This is a genomic window from Noviherbaspirillum sp. L7-7A (genome assembly GCF_019052805.1).
Classification (GTDB): Bacteria; Pseudomonadota; Gammaproteobacteria; order Burkholderiales; family Burkholderiaceae_D; genus Noviherbaspirillum_A.
This window is the reverse complement of the sequence record NZ_JAHQRJ010000001.1, coordinates 1,077,774-1,095,462: the sequence shown is the minus strand read 5'-3', so window position 1 is coordinate 1,095,462 and position 17,689 is coordinate 1,077,774. Positions and strand designations below refer to the sequence as shown.

Genomic DNA, 17,689 nt, shown 5'->3' with positions numbered 1-17,689 from the left:
GCATAGCAAGGAGTGCAAGGCACCATGCGCCATGCACTGCCCGAGGCTTGAGGCGATCAGGCAATTCCACATGCCAGACCGAACCTCAGCGCCGCCCAGCCTTGCGCTCTTTCTCGTCCCGCCGTGCAGACATCTCCGGCCGCGGCGCATCCGGCTGATGCCGCTGAGGCAGCAGATACGTTCCGGGCGAGGCCACGAAGCGGCGCAGCACGGCGCCCGACACCCGCCTCCTGATTGCCACAGGCACCGACCGGGCATGCAATGCCAGGCTGAACGCGCAAGCAAAAGCGATTGCCACATTGGTCAGCCCCGACACCACGACCCCGGCGGCAGCCAGCCAGAACGCCGGCTCTGCCAACGCGGACCAGCCCAGGCTCGCCCCGGCGGCTGCAAGCGCAGCCGCGTCCAGGGTGACATGCCGCACCTGGAATGGCAGCCCGAAGAAGGTCGCGAAAGCCGGCGCCATGCCGAGCAGCACAGCCAGCGCCAGGCCGCCAGCGATGTCGGCCACGTGCCGTTCCAGCCAGCCGGCGAATCGCTGCGCCCTGCCCGGACCAAGCGCATAGACCAGGCGACGCTGATGCGCCAGCGCATCGCGCAGCCGGTGCAGCGCGAACCAGTTGTCGGCAAAGCCGGAAGCCAGCCCGGCCAGCCACAACAGCACGCCGGTGCCGGCGGCATACAGCGGCGCCGGACCAACCAGGCTGAGGCGATCAATCATGGCCGTGGCCCCGGCCGTCGACATCAGCGGCGCCCCGCTCAGGAATGCGAATCCTGCAGCCAGCAACAGCATGAGCGGCACCACGGCGGCGAGATTGCCCAGCACGCCGGCGGCCTGCGCGCGCAGCAGCCGTGCCACCTGCGTCATCAGCCCACGCAAACCGTCAACGGTGTCCAGCGCGCCCATCCTGGCGCCAAGGGCCGGCGTGGTGACGGCAGGCTGGCGCGCGCCGAACTGGCCGCCGCACGCCGAAATGACGAGCAGCCAGATGCCAAGCGGAATAGCCACCGACATGCCGCCAAAAAAACCGGCAAGACCCGTCAGCGCGCCCGGCACGCCTTGCTGCAACAGCACCAGCAAGGCCAGCAATGCGCCGCCCACGGCGCCGGAGCGCCACGTCGCATGATACTGGCCGGCATCCTCGACCATGTAGCGCTCGCCATGCCTGCCCTGGCGCTCGACGATTTTCCTTCCCACCAGCGACAGGCTGCGGCTTGCCAGGCCGGTCACGGAAGGCCTCTGGCCGTGCTGCGCGCACAGCAGGTCGGCCAGCATCGCCTGCAGGGCAGCGCCGCCCTGCCCGGCCCGCACCGCGCTGCGCAGGGAAATCAGGCTGGCCATGCGGTCGAGCTGCGCCCGCATGCGCTCGACCTGGAACACCAGCGACACCGATACGCCGTGCTCGTCGAGATCGGCATAGATGCCGTCGGTCTGGGCGCGGCAGACCGCAACGAGCATGCGCACGCTGCGCAGCGCGGCCTCATCCTGGCCGGGCACATGCAGATAGCCTTCCAGTTCACGCCGCAGCGCCATGAACGGCGTGGCCTGCACCGGCATGCGCGGCGGCAGGCGGCGCCTGAACTCCGGGCCGGTGCCGGCTGCGATGATGGCGGTGGCCAGATGCTGCATTGCCTCGTCGATCTGCTGCAGGTAGCCGTGGGAGATCGCGTCATCGGCAACCAGGCGCCACAGCCGCGCAGCCGTTGCCGGGTCCAGTCGGCGCAGCAACAGCGCATCGGCTGGCCGCGGAAACATCGCGCACAGCAGCGCGCCCATGTCATGCCGTGCCGGTGGCCGTGGCAACAGCATCTGCATCGTGCGCGAGGCAAGCTCGGCCAGCGCGGCTGGTTCGCGCTGCATGCCGGTCTCGGCAAACAACTCGGGGCCGATCGCCTCGCGCAAGGTTTTCTGGATCGCCGTCTGCACCAGCCGGCGCACGTCGCGGTGGCTGTCCAGCCAGTCCAGCAGGAACACCAGACGGCCCTGACGGCCGTCACCGTCGCGCAGCAGACGGCGGCTGTCATGCCGCAGCCACTCGGCCACGTCGATCATCCAGTTGGCGCGTTCGCTCCAGCCGGCGAACGGATTGGCCCGCCGCATCAATTGTTCCACCTGCACGGCGCGCCGCGCACTGCGGTGGCGCGAGGACGCGCCGCGGCGCAGCCTGCGCCATACGGCCCAGGCCCGCAATACGAACATCTTCATCAAACTCCCTGGTATTTCATGTAGTCAGCAAGGCACGGCATGCGTTTCCTGCCGTGCGAGCCGCGGCACATCGCTGCACTCGGCAACGCGTTCGGTTGCCGAATACCTGCCAACTGTTTCTCGCTTATACTCGTCGCTATCTTTTTTTCATGACGACGAGACATCATGCGACCAGACACACGGTTCAAAGGTTCCCAGAACTATGTAGCCACCGACGACCTGAAACTTGCAGTCAATGCGGCCATGACGCTGCAGCGTCCGCTGCTGATCAAGGGCGAGCCCGGCACCGGCAAGACCATGCTGGCCGAGGAAGTCGCCGCCGCCCTGGACATGCCGCTGATGCAGTGGCATATCAAGTCCACCACCAAGGCGCAGCAGGGCCTGTATGAGTACGACGCCGTGTCCCGCCTGCGCGATTCGCAGCTCGGCGACGAACGGGTCAAGGACATCCACAACTACATCGTCAAGGGCGTCTTGTGGCAGGCCTTCACCGCCAACGAGCGCGTGGTGCTCCTGATCGACGAGATCGACAAGGCCGACATCGAGTTCCCCAACGACCTGCTGCGCGAACTCGACCGCATGGAGTTCTATGTCTACGAAACCCGCGAGATGGTGCAGGCCAAGCACCGGCCGCTGGTGATCATCACCTCCAACAACGAGAAGGAATTGCCGGACGCCTTCCTGCGCCGCTGCTTCTTCCACTACATCAAGTTCCCGGACAAGGACACGATGGCCGCGATCGTCGAGGTGCACTTCCCCGACCTGAAGAAGGAACTGCTGGCCAAGGCGCTGGAGACCTTCTATGAAGTGCGCGACGTCGCCGGCCTGAAGAAGAAGCCGTCCACATCCGAACTGCTGGACTGGCTCAAGCTTCTCCTGGCCGAAGACATTCCGCCGGAAGCATTGCGCACCAAGGACCCGAAGAGCGCAGTGCCGCCGCTGCATGGCGCGCTGCTGAAGAACGAGCAGGACGTGCACCTGTTCGAGCGCCTGGTCTTCATGTCGCGCAACAACCGCTGAGGCAGGCATGGCCTTCATCGAGCCGGTGACGCTGTCTGGCCGCCATGTCCGGCTGGAGCCGCTGGCCATGATCCACCATGACGCGCTGGTGGAAGCGGCGTCCGATGGAGAACTCTGGAAGCTCTGGTACACCTCGGTGCCGGCGCCGCACGCCATGCGCGCCTGGATCGAGACGGCACTTACCATGCGCGACCAGCACGCGCTGCCCTTCGTAATCCGCGATGCGGGCGATGGCAGCATCGTCGGCAGCACCCGCTATTTCAATGTCGACCCGCACAACCGGCGGCTCGAGATCGGCCATACCTGGCATGCGACGCGAGTGCAGCGCACCGGCATCAATACCGAGGCCAAGCTGCTGTTGCTGGGCCACGCCTTTGAAGCGCTGCAGTGCATCGCGGTGGAATTCCGCACCCACTGGATGAACCACCCGTCGCGCGAAGCGATTGCGCGGCTGGGTGCCAAGCAGGATGGCGTGCTGCGGCAGCATCAGCGCATGGCTGATGGCAGCCTGCGTGACACCGTGGTGTTTTCCATCATTGACGCCGAGTGGCCAGCCGTGAAGCGCCATTTGCAATACAAACTCGAACGGTAGGACATCATGCTGATCGATTTCTTCTTTACCCTGAAAGACGCCAAGATCCCCGTCTCGATCAAGGAATACCTGATCCTGATGGAAGCCATGCAGAAGCAGGTGATCGCGCCATCGCTGGACGAGTTCTATTACCTCTCACGCATGACGCTGGTCAAGGACGAGGCGCATTACGACAAGTTCGACAAGGCCTTCGGCATGTACTTCAAGGGCGTCGATACCCTGTTTGAAAAGCATCCGGAAATTCCGCTGGACTGGCTGATGAAGCGCATCGAGCGCGAGCTCACGCCCGAACAGCGCGCGGCCATCGAGAAGTTCGGCTATGACAAGCTGATGGACCGCCTGAAGGAATTGCTGGCCGAGCAGAAGGAACGCCATGAAGGCGGCAACAAGTGGATAGGCACCGGCGGCACCTCGCCCTTCGGCAACGGCGGCGAGAACCCGGAAGGCATACGCATCGGCGGCGAAGGCGGCAAGCGCAGCGCGGTCAAGGTGTGGGAGTCGCGCGCCTTCCGCGACTACGACAGCGAACGCGAACTCGGCACCCGCAACATCAAGGTCGCATTGCGCCGCCTGCGCAAGTTCGCGCGCGAAGGCGCGGAGGAAGAACTGGCGCTGGACGACACGATACGGGCCACTGCCAACAATGCCGGCTACCTCGACATCAAGATGCAGCCCGAGCGCAAGAATAACATCAAGGTGCTGATGCTGCTGGATGTGGGCGGCACGATGGACGATCACATCACCCGCACCGAAGAACTGTTCTCGGCGTCCAAGACCGAGTTCAAGAACATGGAGTTCTTCTACTTCCACAACTGCGTCTATGACTACCTGTGGAAGAACAACCGGCGCCGCCATGCCGAGCGCTTCCCGACCTGGGATATATTGCGCAAGTACACGCCGGACACCAAGCTGATCTTCGTCGGCGATGCCACCATGAGCCCGTACGAGATCCTGCAGCCGGGCGGCTCGGTGGAGTACAACAACGAGGAAGCCGGCGCCGAGTGGCTGCAACGCTTCACCCACATGTTCCCGAAATTCATCTGGCTCAATCCGGAGCCGGAAGGCCTGTGGCAGTACCGGCAATCGATCGCTGTAATCAGGCAGATCATGAACAACCGGATGTTCCCGCTGACCATAGACGGACTCGAGCGGGGCATGCGACTGCTGAGCAAGTAATACAAATCCCAATTCCTAGCGTGTCAGATGAAATTCACGGCGTTGTTCGTCTGGCACAACGGAATATGAGTCAGCAGCCAATTGATTGACGACGGGCCCGAGGCAGCCCGGCGAAAAAAGACGCGGTTTCACAGCGTCTCATGGGTCGGGATTGGCATAAGGCCTGTGACCGATCCGTGCTGCCATGGAGGCACGGACTCGGCAGGGCCTTCCCGGAGAGCCAGCCTCCGGCGCAACCTCCAGAGCCTGAACTGAACTATCCAAAAAATTCCGGCACTACCGTGTCCGTGCCTACGTTGTGTCACGGCGGAAGAAATCACGCAATGGCAATTTCTATAGCCTGACAGCGCACAATGGGTTGACGAATGCCTCCCTTGCGAGGGCCAGCCTCCTCGGTCGGGACACCGCATGGCCAATGCGGAGTCGCCAAGCTGGCGGCACCATTTCCAGCAGGCCCGGTGAACATGGCGCTATGCACCATTGCAGTCAGAAACGGGCGCCGAGAAAGCAAAGCGGAATGCAGCGCCGGCGAAGCGCCCGAGGGCTACTCGGCCAATCGAGGAATCGAGATTAGCCATGCCGGATTCGATGCGAGTGCTTGCGGCATCGGAGGCAAAATTAACGCAGCAGAGGACTATTTCCGGGAACCATCATGCTAAAGAACATCGCCACAAGAGCTGCCCAGCCGCCCCTGACTTATTACGGAAACTGCCCGGCGCGACACAAGCGCGGCGTACGTTTTTCATGCAGGCCGCGCGGCATTCCTTCGGCCTTCCCGGACTGGCGCGAGATGCGCATGCCGGTGCCGCGCCGCCCCTATTTCACCAGCATCTCCGTCTTTTCAACCGCAGTCCAGGATTCGAATGAGCGCACGGAGAAATCGACGCCGCCGGCGTTAACGCGTGATGAGATAAAGCAGAAAATCACGGAAAAAAGCGAAGTCTTTGCACCGCCGCCTTTCGATAGATCCGCCTTGGCCGAAAGGTACAGGAAGAAAAAGCCGGCGATCAAGCTGGTGGAAGAATTCGCGCAAAAAATGGCCGTACCCAGAGACGACAAGCTGCATGACATATCGAAGCAATCATTATCGGAGCATTTGCTGGCCACCGTGGATACGCTCGCCAGCGCCAATACGGTGATGATCTTTTGCGGCAGAAATACCACGGAAGGCAAGCTCACGCCGGACGGGCCGGTCAGCGCCGCCATAGCAGCGTACGCGCTTCACCTCTGCTACAAGGTGCCCATCATCGCCTGCGACGGGTCCAACAGGAGGTTGATACAGAACCTGTTAACCGAGCTTCATCCGGACTTCGGCCCTTACGTGCGTTACCTGTCTATCACTGACGTCAACGGGCAGCTGGTCAAGAGGCTCTACAAGGAACTCACCATGCATGCGCCGGACGTCACACTGTATATCGACGTGCCGGGGCGTAACAGCGAGAGCGACTACCTGGACGAAAAGGGCAACAGCATCAGCCTGCTCAACGTCGCCTTCGATCAGGCGCTGAACATGCAAAACGCAATGAAGAAGCCATCGATCGCCATCTGCAACAAGATCACGAATGCCGGATTTCCCGCGGCGATATCGACTGGAGAGCCGGACGACATGGCTGCCGTGGTTCGCGCCACCCACGCTCTGGTCGTACCAGATGTGGTTCACGGCACACTGGGGCTGATGGAACTGCTCTGCAATGCCTGCGACGATTCGAAAGCCTATCAGGCCGACTGGTTGCTCGCCGCATTGAACAGGGCGGCCGAGCTTACGGAAAACAGGGAATATGCGGCGCCGCCGCTGCGTTCCGGTGCCGTTGCCCGCAAGTCGTGGGCCCTGCAGACGCCGGTGCAGTTCAAGGAGGGAGATCAGCGCATCCAGCAACTCGCCGAATTCCATGAGCTGACGAGCAAGCGCCGGGTTACCTGGACCGCGCCCATCGAGAAGGGAAAGCTCGAAGGTCCCAAGGTCCGTCATGCCGTCCTCTTCGACTCCAGCGATGGCGTTCTGATCGCAGCGGAGGACTTTCTGCGATATGCGAGGGCGCGCTCCAATTTTTACCTGAAAGCCCACGCGGTCGCCGACCACGACAAGGCGTCCTATGGCGACCACAAGGGGCAGCGCCTGTTTGAAATCGTGGTGGACGGCATTGCCTACTCGGCAAAGCTCAAGGCCGACGTCATTGTCATGGTCTGCAACACCGCCTGTACAGTGGACCTTGACCGGGTCCGAAAAGCGGTTGGAGACTGGCTGCATGCCGAAGGCATCAAGGGTTATCAGGTACAAATCATCGATCTGGTAAAAACCGTTTCGGAAGCGGTCCTTGACTCGGGAGGACCACGGCCAACGCTCCTGACGACCGAGGGAACAATGAGGAGCGACGCCTACCCCAAGTCGATCAAGGCATCCGCGACCAGGCAGAACCTGGACTTTCCGGAAGTCAAGGTCATTGGCTGCGGCGACAGGAAGGAACGCCCGAACAAGGACCTCGCCCGGTTCGTCAACGGTCTGGCGCATATGAAGGACAGCAACAGCCCCGCCTACCAGGAGTTGATGCATGAAGTGAGACGCTACGTCGACTTGATTCCGCTGAATTCCTCGTCGATATGGCTATGCTGCACGCACTTTCCGGCGCTTAAGGACATTATCAGAGCGGTGTTGAACGAGCGTCTTGTGGCGGCTGAACTGCGGCCGGATAGCATCCCCCTCATCGATCCGCTGTTCGCCCAGGTCGATGAGACAATCCGATTTCTTCAGAAGCACCCACTGGCCGCGAATCAGGACTACCGCAATCTCGTCGATCTGCAGGTGTCGACAACCGGCCCCAAGGTAAAGGTGGCAGAATCCATGCACCACCATATCAAAAGGCGAACCGTGCCACTGTTCGAGGTCAGGTTCCCGAACGTGAAAATTCAGCCCGCGCCTGAGCCGAGGGCGCAACCAGCGGCGCATGGCAATCAACCGGAAAGCTGAGAAGAGGCCCTTGCAAGGCAGTGTCCGTGCGCTTTTGGCCCTGGATAAACCGGGCACCAGGACCAGCGTTTGACATCGCTGCATTGGTCTCCCTTACTGACCAAGTGCTGTGCGTCAGCGGACGCAGCCAGCGGTGGCCAGAAACTGTCCATGCAGTTTCCTGGCAAGCTCGACTGGCGCGGGTGTCGCGTCAGCGGATAGGCGATTCAAGTCAACGCTGGATAGGCAAGCCCGACCATATGGCGAATGACACCAGCAACTTTCCATGCGTACCAGGCTGTTGGCTAACCGATATCCATTGCAGCTTTGGCCTGTGCAGCACCGCCATAACGCTTATATACCCGGCAGATGCTCGTGCAAGGTACAAGGAAAACGACATGCTTGCCTTCATTACATAGGGCAAGGTATGGCGCCGCCAGCAGTTTCCCGATGCCCGTAACTGTATAAATAAACAGTGTTTTCTGCTATAATTTTCTCTTCCGCTTAGCCATCCCTGCTCCGAATGTCGCCCCAGCCGCTCCATTTTCATTAAAATGCAGGCATTTTGTCCGGCAAGCCTGTACTTTGCCGGTCTGGCGTTTCACCGTATTGCTACTGCTTCCCACTGAATGGCAACCAAAAAGAACCAAATTTCCGACTACAGCGAATCATCGATCCGCGTTCTCAAAGGCCTGGAGCCGGTCAAGCAACGGCCCGGCATGTACACCCGCACCGAGAATCCGCTGCACATCATCCAGGAAGTCATCGACAATGCCTCCGACGAAGCGCTCGGCGGGCATTGCCGCAACATCGTGGTGACACTGCGTGCCGACGGCGGCATCAGCGTCGATGACGACGGGCGCGGCATCCCGGTTGGCCTGCATCCCGAGGAGAAGGTGCCGACGGTCGAAATCGTCTTCACCCGGCTCCATGCCGGCGGCAAGTTCGACAAGGGCAGCGGCGGCGCCTATGCATTCTCCGGCGGCCTGCATGGCGTTGGCGTGTCGGTGACCAATGCGCTGTCATCGCGCCTGGAAATCACGGTCTGGCGCGAGAGCAAGGTGCATCAGCTGGCATTCGCCGACGGCGACCTGGTCGAGCCGCTGACCTCCCGTTCACCAACCCGCGAGGACAAGAAGTCCGGCACCCGCGTCACCGCCTGGCCCAATCCCAAGTACTTCGACTCTTCCGCAATTCCGCAGGCCGAGCTGCAGCGGCTGCTGCGCTCCAAGGCAGTGCTGCTGCCGGGCGTGAAGGTCACGCTGGTTCACGAGCGCACCGGCGAAAGCCAGACATGGCAATACGACCAGGGCTTGCGCGGCTATCTGACCGAATCGCTGGCGCAGGGCTCGAATGCGGAACTGGTGATTCCACTCTTCGAAGGCGAGCAATATGCCGGTCGCGACGCCGAAGGCTTTGCCGAGGGCGAGGGCGCGGCCTGGGTGGTGGCCTGGACCGAGGACGGCAATGTGATGCGCGAGTCCTATGTGAACCTGATCCCGACGCCGGCCGGCGGCACCCATGAATCCGGCCTGCGCGAAGGCCTGTTCGGCGCGGTGAAGAACTTTGTCGAGATGCATGCGTTGCTGCCCAAGGGCGTGAAGCTGCTGCCGGAAGACGTGTTCGCCCGCACCTCCTTCGTGCTGTCGGCCAAGGTGCTGGACCCGCAGTTCCAGGGCCAGATCAAGGAACGGCTGAACTCGCGCGACGCGGTGCGCCTGGTGGCGGGCTTTTGCCGTCCGCCGCTGGAGCTGTGGCTGAACCAGCATGTGGACTACGGCAGGAAGCTGGCAGAGCTGGTGATCCGCCAGGCCCAGACCCGGCTGCGCTCGGCGCAGAAGGTGGAAAAGAAGAAGTCGTCCGGCGTGGCGGTGTTGCCGGGCAAGCTGACCGATTGCGAATCGAGCGACGTGTCGCGCAACGAGCTGTTCCTGGTCGAGGGCGACTCGGCCGGCGGCTCGGCCAAGATGGGCCGCGACAAGGAATTCCAGGCCATCCTGCCGCTGCGCGGCAAGGTGCTCAATGCCTGGGAAACCGAGCGCGACAGGCTGTTTGCCAACAATGAGATCCATGACATCGCGGTGGCAATCGGCGTCGACCCGCACGGCAAGCACGACACTCCGGACCTGTCCGGGCTGCGCTATGGCCGCATCTGCATCCTGTCGGATGCCGACGTCGACGGCGCCCATATCCAGGTGCTGCTGCTGACGCTGTTCTTCCGGCATTTCCCCAAGCTGATCGACCGCGGCCACATCTGTATCGCGCGCCCGCCGCTGTATCGGGTGGATGCGCCGGCGCGCGGCAAGAAGCCAGTGCAGAAGCTGTATGCGCTGGACGATGGCGAGCTGACGGCGATCGAGGACAAGCTGCGCAAGGACGGCATCAAGGATGGCGGCTGGGCGATCTCCCGCTTCAAGGGCCTGGGCGAGATGAATGCCGAGCAGCTCTGGGAAACCACGATGAACCCGGACACCCGGCGCCTGCTGCCGGTGTCCCTGGGCGACTTCGACCTGGAAGCCTCGGAAGCGCGCTTCAACATGCTGATGGGTAAAGGCGAAGCGTCGGCCCGCCGGCTGTGGCTGGAAGAACACGGCAACGAAGCCGAGGCCGACATCTGATGCGATGGGCCGCGCTGCTCTGCGGACTGGCGCTGGCCTGCGCGTCGCAAGTCGCCCGGGCCGACATCTACGGCTATATCGATGCCAATGGCAATGCGCATTTCGCCCCCGAGAAGCTGGATGAACGCTATCAGCTGTTCATGCGCGGCGACGGCCCGTTCGATTCGCGCGATCTGACCGCGCCTGCGCCGCAGGCCGCGCCGGCCGACGGATTGCAGCGCTACCTGTCACAGCACCCGAACCTGAAACGCTATGAGCCTCTTCTGGCCCAGGCGGCGCAGGAGTTTGCGGTGGAACTGCCGTTGCTCAAGGCGGTCATGGCAGCCGAATCGGGCTTCAATCCCGAAGCGGTGTCGCCCAGGGGGGCGATCGGCCTGATGCAGGTGATGCCCGCCACGGCCGAACGCTATGGCCTGCAGGGCGACCAGCGCAAGAGCCTGAACGACAAGCTGTTCGACCCCAGGACCAATATCCGCCTGGCAGCGCGCTACCTGCGCGACCTGATGCGCCTGTTTCCCGACCAGCTGGCGCTGGTGCTGGCGTCCTATAACGCCGGCGAGGGCGCGGTGCAGAAGTACCGCAACAGCATTCCGCCCTACCCGGAAACCCGTAATTACGTGAAGCTGGTTACCGAGTTCTACCAGCTCTACAACCCGCAGCCCGCAGCGCCCGGCAAGGCTGACAAGCCGGCCGGCGCAGGCAACCGGGTCACCATGACCATACCTGGCCGCGGCAACCTGCCTACCCGGCCCGCAAACAATCCATAAGCCTGACAACGACATGACTGAACAAGCCAATCTGTTTGAAGCCGCGCCCGCCAATGATGGCGAGTCGCTGACCCTGGCCACCTTTGCCGAGCGCGCCTATCTCGACTACGCGGTGTCGGTGGTCAAGGGCCGCGCCCTGCCCGATGTCTGCGACGGCCAGAAACCGGTGCAGCGGCGCATCCTGTATGCGATGCACGAGCTGGGACTGTCGGCCGCGGCGAAGCCACGCAAGTCGGCCGCGGTGGTCGGCGATGTGCTGGGCAAGCTGCATCCGCACGGCGACCAGTCGGTCTACGATGCGCTGGTGCGCATGGCGCAGGACTTCTCGCTGCGTTACCCGCTGATCGACGGCCAGGGCAACTTCGGCTCGCGCGACGGCGACGGCGCGGCGGCGATGCGCTACACCGAAGCGCGCCTGACGCCGATCTCCCGCCTGCTGCTTGATGAAATCAACATGGGCACGGTGGATTTCCAGCCTAACTACGACGGCTCCACCGAGGAGCCGCGCCTGCTGCCGGCGCGCCTGCCCTTCCTGCTGTTGAACGGCGCTTCCGGCATTGCGGTCGGCATGGCGACCGAAGTGCCTTCCCATAACCTGCGCGAAGTCGCGCAGGCGGCGGTGGCCCTCATCCGCAATCCCAAGCTGACCCATGCGGAACTGATGGCCATCATTCCGGGCCCGGACTATCCGGGCGGCGGCCAGATCATCACGTCGCCGGCCCAGATCGCCGATATCTATGCCGGCGGCCGCGGCAGCCTGAAGGTGCGGGCGCGCTGGAAGATCGAGGACCTGGCGCGCGGCCAGTGGCAGGCGGTGGTGACCGAACTGCCGCCCGGCTGCTCGACGCAGCGGGTGCTGGAGGAAATCGAGGAGCTGACCAATCCCAAGGTCAAGCTGGGCAAGAAGGCGCTGCTGCCGGAACAGCTGGCAATGAAGCAGACCTTGCTGTCGCTGCTCGATACGGTGCGCGACGAGTCCGGCCGCGACGCGCCGGTACGCCTGGTGTTCGAGCCCAAGAGCAAGAACCAGGACCAGACCGAATTCATGCAGACGCTGCTGGCCCACACCTCGCTGGAATCGGGCGCGGCCATCAACCTGGTGATGATAGGCGGCGACGGCCGGCCGCGACAGAAATCGCTGATGCAGATCCTCAATGAATGGATTGCGTTCCGCTTCGCCACCATTACCCGCCGCACCAACTTCCGGCTGCAGAAGGTGGACGACCGCATCCACATCCTGGAAGGCCGGGAAGCGGTGCTGCTCAACATCGATGAAGTCATCCGCATCATCCGCCAGTCGGACGAGCCCAAGCCGGCGCTGATGGACGCGTTCCGGCTTTCGGAGCGCCAGGCCGAGGACATCCTCGAAATCCGGCTGCGCCAGCTGGCACGCCTGGAAGCGATCAAGATCCAGCAGGAACTGGCCGAACTGCGCAAGGAAAAATCCACGCTGCAGGACCTGCTGGAAAACCCGTCATCCATGAAGCGCCTGGTGATCCGCGAGATCGAGGCCGACGGCAAGGCCTTTGGCGACACCCGCCGCACGCTGATCGAGGAAGCCGAACGCGCCAGCGCCGAGCAGAAACTGGTCGACGAGCCGGTGACGGTGATCATCTCCCAGCGCGGCTGGGTGCGCGCCCGCGGCGGCCATGGCCACGATGCGGCCCAGTTTGCCTTCAAGGCCGGCGACGCGCTGTATGCCGCCTATGAGTGCCGCACGGTGGACCACCTCGTGGCGCTGGGTTCAAACGGCCGCTCCTATTCGGTGCCGGTAGCGGCACTGCCCGGTGCCCGCGGCGACGGCGTGCCAGTCACCACACTGGTCGACGTGGCCAGCGGCAGCCGGCTGCTGCATTACTACGCCGGCCCGGCCGACACGCCGCTGCTGCTGGCATCGACCGCCGGCTTCGGCTTTGCCGCCAAGGCCGGCGACCTGGTCAGCCGCAACCGCAACGGCAAGGCCTTCATGACGCTGGAAGCGGGCGACGAGCCGCTGACGCCCAAAATCATCGCCGACAAGGCCAGCGCGGTTGCCTGCCTGTCCGAGAAGGGACGCCTGCTGGTGTTTGGCCTGGATGAAGTCAAGACCTTGTCCGGCGGCCGCGGCGTCATCCTGATGGAACTGGAGCCCAAGGAAAAGCTGCTGGCGGCGCAACCCATCAGCCAGCGTGGCGTCATCGTCACCGGCATCGGGCGCGGCGGCAAGGCGCAGGAACTGGCGCTGTCGGCCAGCGGCCTGGCGCCGCATATCGGCAAGCGGGCGCGCAAGGGCAAGCCGCTGGAGTCGAAGATCAAGGCGGCTGGCCTGGTCTCCCAATAGGCATAAGGCCGGGTATGCACCCGGCGGCCCTGCAGGGCGCCTTGCCAGACTTCGGCGGCGCCGTTCCGAGGCACGGCAGTCACCTCGGAGGACGAGGCCGCACCAGCCTCGCTGGCAGCCCCAGAGAGGTCTTGCCAGGCCGTGCATCGGCATGCTGGGCCGTAACTGCCATTCGCATAATCTACTGCGTCATGGCCGCAGGCCGGGCAGCAGGCGATGGGTCTGGTAATGAACCCATGGATCCATGCCGTGCCAGCGAACAGGCGGCTCGGCTTGCTCCGCATCATGCAGGCGTGCCTGCGTCCTTCTTCCAAATGCGCCAGCCCTTACTGCCGTCTTCATGGCTCAGTGCCAGCAGTTCCATTGCCACCGGAGCACAGTGCTCAAGCGCATGCGGCAGGAATTCATGGACTAGCTCCTCATCAGTGCAATCAGTATGCGTATCCAGCAGGCAGAAGAAAAGCTTGGCCTGGCCATGCGTAACGGCCCAGCGCATGCCTTCGCTCACCAGGTCGGGACGGCCGGAAAGCATGCTTGCCAGATCAATCTCGATATTTTCACCATACAGCGCCAGGCAGAGGATGCGCTCCAGCATGGTCGTCAGCGAGCCCTTGTCTCCTCGCCCGGCACGCAGGCTTGCCACCGCCTGCCTGAAGTCATGAAAGGCGCTCACTATTTCGCGCATGTCGGACACGCTCAGGCCATCGCAAAAGCGCATGCTCGACAAAAATTCGTGCTGCTCGAGTAATGCATCCATTGCGGCCAGCTTGTCGCGCGCAAACCGGGTAACAAAAACATTCTCCAGCTTGATTCTGTGGCGCTTTGGGTCATGAGCACCGATGCGAGGCTCCCGCATCGATGCGGCGATTGCACGCAAATCCCGTTCGGCACCCGTTACGCGTGCCTGCTGCCCGCCGTGTCCTTCAAGGCAGTCAATCAGGTAGCTAAATTGCGCTTCATCCGCGGTACGCGGCGCGCCTATCACGATGGCCCGATCAAAGCCAATGCCCATGCAGCAAAAGGTATCGCCTACCACCCCAAGCATGCGCGCAGCAATCGTCTGCGGCGCAAGAAGCGATGGATCGGCCCTCGCTTCGCCGATGAACTGACAAAGGTCCAGAGCACTCTTGGCGGCATCGTCGGTCGCAGTGTCCTTGCGTCCTGAATAACTCAGCACCGTGCCGCCATTCCAGATCGGGCGCCCGGGCAGGATGTCGTCGCGCAATTTGCCACTTTCACACCAGAATGCATGGACTATCCCTTTCCAGCCAGCCTGCTCCGGACTGGCAGGCATGCCAGGCGGCGGCGAACCCAGCCAGCAGAAGAACTCGATGGACCGGAGCTTCTCTTTACCGTCGGCGGAGAGCTGGAGGCAATGACCGCCCCCGGAAACATCGGCGCTGCCATGGAAAAAGGCGATGACCTGGGTCTGTCGACCAAGTTCACCGCCAAGGTAAAGGTCCTTCTTGAGCGAATCGTGAAAACTATGAAATCCCTCGACCTGCACGACCTTTAGCGCCACACCGAGCCTGCTGCATATCGCAACGGCGTCGTCGAGATGCTCCTTTACATGGCCTGGCCCCCCGGAAAAGGACGATGTCCTTTGCCGCAGACCTTGTTGCAGGCACCGCTTCAAAGGCAACTTCATTGGCTGGCGGCGGTGCGTTGACGGTCGACTCACAGCCTGGCTTACTGGCCGGGACGAGTGTGGCGAATGACAAAGGCTCGAGAGAACGTGGGATGAAAGCGGTACTGCCGATAGACATGCGTATTCCTGTCAAGTGTGAAGAAAAGCGGATGCTGACGGACGATGCCGCAGCCGCGCGGGTGGTGCATGGGGTTTGGCGAAAACAAAAGCTTGGGTATGGATGCGCCAGTGGATATGGCGTCAGCGGCAGGAGCTGATGGCTCTTCGCCAGCAGTTGATTGCCCCATGCCGCGCACGCAAGACCTGGAGGCTTGCATGGGGGGTTTTCTGACGCTGCGACGCAAAAGTCCGGTTTTCACGCACGCCGCCAGCCGCTTCGGCGAGCAAGCGCGATTCGTCCAGTCAATCCGGACCAAGCGCCTTCGCCAACTTCCACAAACGTTCAGATATCTGTAATGACTGCGTGGATCTGATTGTTGGCCGGGATGACTGACTGTGGCGCATCGAATCGACCGACCTGGAAGTTGCCGCGATCCAGTTTCCGGATCAGCAAGGTGTCGCCAGTCTCCATGGCATACTGGAACAGCGCCCCGTCGTAGGACGCATACCGATTCTGGTTCTCGTGCATGAATGCGATCAGTTGCTGGAACCGTCCGGGGAAGCTCCTGGCTTGCAATGCCAGGATGCTGAAGAGCTTGTGGCGAGCCAGCGCTTCGAGTACCACCTCGGCAGAATCATGGCTTGTTATCCAGTCGATTTCCGATAGCCATGCGCAGACGACTTTCTGCGAAGCGCCATTGCCGATGCCAGTGGCGATAAGTTGGGCCGCTGTTGCCTGCGGATAAACCTTGGCGAGCAATCCCATCGCCAGGGAACGGGATGTTTGCAATGCAAGCACATAGCATTGGTCTATGACACGCGGTCGGTCATGCGGGTTGACTGCCTGCAGCAGGTAAAAGAACAGCTCTTCATCATCTTGCTCCGTCGCCCAGTGCAGAGCGGCAGTCTGAAGCTCAGCCCGGCCATGTATCAGGCTGGCCAGATTCACCCTGCCAGCTCTCCCGTGACGGCGTGCTACGCCGATATTCTCCAGAAGACACAGCAAGTTTCCTGCGTCCCCCTGCCCCGCGTTCAGCACAGCCATTTCCCGCCTGATTGTGACGCTGTTGGAAACGCGATGATAGACTTGCTCCCCGCTGCGGCCCCTGTGATCTGTCATTGCTGGCAATGACGGGTGGGCGCCTCGAAGCTCTTCCATCGCAGGCAATTTTTCTCGTTCTGCGCGGACCATGAAAACGTTCTCTACCTTGCTTCTCTGACGTTTCGACTCTGCGCCACGCACCAAGGGATGGCGCATTGCGCCAGCCAATGCCTGCAGGTCCTTGCCAGCGCCCACAATGCGCGGTGGCCTGCGATTGCCGCTCTGGAGTCCTTCAATCAGGTAATCATGCCGCGCCTGCTGCGACGTGCGCGGCGCCCCCACCACAAGGGTGCGCTTGAATCTGCCGCCCAGGCAGGCAACCGTATCGCCAGCCACGCCCAGCATGCGTGCGGCAATGTACTCCGGCTCAAGGTAAGGCGCCTGGCCCTTGATGGTTCCTATGTAGGCGCACAGATCCTGCATTGCGGTGAGGGCATTGTGACCCGATCCGCCCTTGCGACAGGCATGACTCATCGTTGGCCCGGAGTTCCAGGCTAGTCGTCCTATCTGATAATCATCCCGCAGCCTTCCGCTGCGATCCCAGAATGCATGCACCATGCCTCGCCACGGCGCATGCGGTACAAACCCGGGTTCTTCAGGCGGCGTGCGCAACCAGGTGAGGAAGTCCGCAGCGGGCATGATCTGCCCGCCATCTTCCGTCAGTGCCAGGTAGTGCGTATGCGCCGCCGTACCCTCCGCTACGGCGAAGCTGGCGATGACTTGCGTGTACGGCCCAAGCTCCCCGCTGCGATACAACGCCTTCTTGATTGAATTGGACGAGAACTCACTGTCGATGATTTCGACAATTCTGTAATCCAGTCCGGCGTCACTGGCGGCACCGGTGATTGCAAGCAGGTCTTCCCTGCGTTGTCCGGGCCCCCAGAAAATCACGACGTCCATGGCACTGGATGCATTCTCCAGCCATATGCAGGGTGCGGGCTGCGCCGTCGCTGCTGCTCTGGCAGTGTCGCCTGACTGGCCGGTGGCACGGGATAAGGAATCGTTAAAGGAAGAAAATCTGCTGCTGACTGACCAGTCCATAAAAAAAGATCTTTGTTAGTTGAAGAAAGAGGTCATAAAGACGGGCTGCGTGCGTCATCAGGCCGCAGATCCGGCATCGATTGACGGCCAATTTTCCGCCGTACCGTGGCGACGCCATCCGTCGAACACAAGGGTGGCCAGAAGCGGCTGGCCATG

12 protein-coding genes are annotated in these 17,689 nt (G+C 62.4%); 9 read left to right on the top strand and 3 right to left on the bottom strand.

Annotation, left to right across the window (positions count from 1 at the left end; genetic code table 11):
- Positions 1–85: 85 nt before the first annotated feature.
- A complete protein-coding gene (locus KTQ42_RS04955; protein ID WP_217344497.1) occupies positions 86–2,206 on the bottom strand; it encodes a site-specific recombinase in 2,121 nt (706 codons plus the stop codon).
- A 165-nt stretch (positions 2,207–2,371) separates the two neighbouring features.
- Between KTQ42_RS04955 and KTQ42_RS04950 the strand changes: the two genes are divergently transcribed.
- From KTQ42_RS04950 to parC, 7 genes are all read left to right on the top strand, one after another.
- On the top strand, positions 2,372–3,226 hold the full coding sequence (locus KTQ42_RS04950; RefSeq protein ID WP_217344496.1) for a MoxR family ATPase: 855 nt from the start codon (positions 2,372–2,374) through the stop codon (positions 3,224–3,226).
- Positions 3,227–3,233: 7 nt separating this feature from the next.
- Positions 3,234–3,818 (top strand): GNAT family protein, encoded by a 585-nt coding sequence (locus KTQ42_RS04945; protein ID WP_217344495.1) that lies wholly within the window; start codon positions 3,234–3,236, stop codon positions 3,816–3,818.
- 6 nt (positions 3,819–3,824) lie between these two features.
- Entirely contained in the window at positions 3,825–4,994 is a 1,170-nt protein-coding gene (locus KTQ42_RS04940; RefSeq protein ID WP_217344494.1) for a hypothetical protein, read from the top strand.
- Positions 4,995–5,646: 652 nt separating this feature from the next.
- A complete protein-coding gene (locus KTQ42_RS04935) occupies positions 5,647–7,959 on the top strand; it encodes a glutamate cyclase domain-containing protein (RefSeq protein ID WP_217344493.1) in 2,313 nt (770 codons plus the stop codon).
- Positions 7,960–8,567: 608 nt separating this feature from the next.
- Complete coding sequence (locus tag KTQ42_RS04930) at positions 8,568–10,556, top strand: DNA topoisomerase IV subunit B (protein ID WP_217344492.1); 1,989 nt, start codon at positions 8,568–8,570, stop codon at positions 10,554–10,556.
- Positions 10,556–11,323 (top strand): lytic transglycosylase domain-containing protein, encoded by a 768-nt coding sequence (locus KTQ42_RS04925; protein ID WP_217344491.1) that lies wholly within the window; start codon positions 10,556–10,558, stop codon positions 11,321–11,323. Before KTQ42_RS04930 ends, KTQ42_RS04925 begins: the two co-directional genes overlap by 1 nt.
- Positions 11,324–11,336: 13 nt before the next feature.
- Positions 11,337–13,643 carry a DNA topoisomerase IV subunit A gene (parC, locus tag KTQ42_RS04920; protein WP_217344490.1) on the top strand — a complete coding sequence of 769 codons (2,307 nt, stop codon included), beginning with the start codon at positions 11,337–11,339 and terminating at the stop codon, positions 13,641–13,643.
- A 283-nt stretch (positions 13,644–13,926) separates the two neighbouring features.
- On the opposite strand, the gene KTQ42_RS04915 is transcribed toward parC, so the two are convergent.
- Positions 13,927–15,165 (bottom strand): hypothetical protein, encoded by a 1,239-nt coding sequence (locus tag KTQ42_RS04915; protein ID WP_217344489.1) that lies wholly within the window; start codon positions 15,163–15,165, stop codon positions 13,927–13,929.
- Positions 15,166–15,239: 74 nt separating this feature from the next.
- Between KTQ42_RS04915 and KTQ42_RS04910 the strand changes: the two genes are divergently transcribed.
- Positions 15,240–15,548, top strand: coding sequence for a hypothetical protein (locus KTQ42_RS04910; RefSeq protein ID WP_217344488.1), 309 nt, complete (start codon positions 15,240–15,242; stop codon positions 15,546–15,548).
- A gap of 185 nt (positions 15,549–15,733) precedes the next feature.
- Here the strand turns inward: KTQ42_RS04910 and KTQ42_RS04905 are convergent, their stop codons facing one another.
- Positions 15,734–17,392, bottom strand: a complete 1,659-nt coding sequence (locus tag KTQ42_RS04905) for a hypothetical protein (RefSeq protein WP_217344487.1) — start codon at positions 17,390–17,392, stop codon at positions 15,734–15,736.
- On the opposite strand from KTQ42_RS04905, the gene KTQ42_RS04900 reads away from it, so the two are divergent.
- Positions 17,391–17,552 (top strand): hypothetical protein, encoded by a 162-nt coding sequence (locus tag KTQ42_RS04900; protein ID WP_217344486.1) that lies wholly within the window; start codon positions 17,391–17,393, stop codon positions 17,550–17,552. The genes KTQ42_RS04905 and KTQ42_RS04900 overlap by 2 nt on opposite strands.
- The last annotated feature ends 137 nt before the right edge of the window (positions 17,553–17,689 follow it).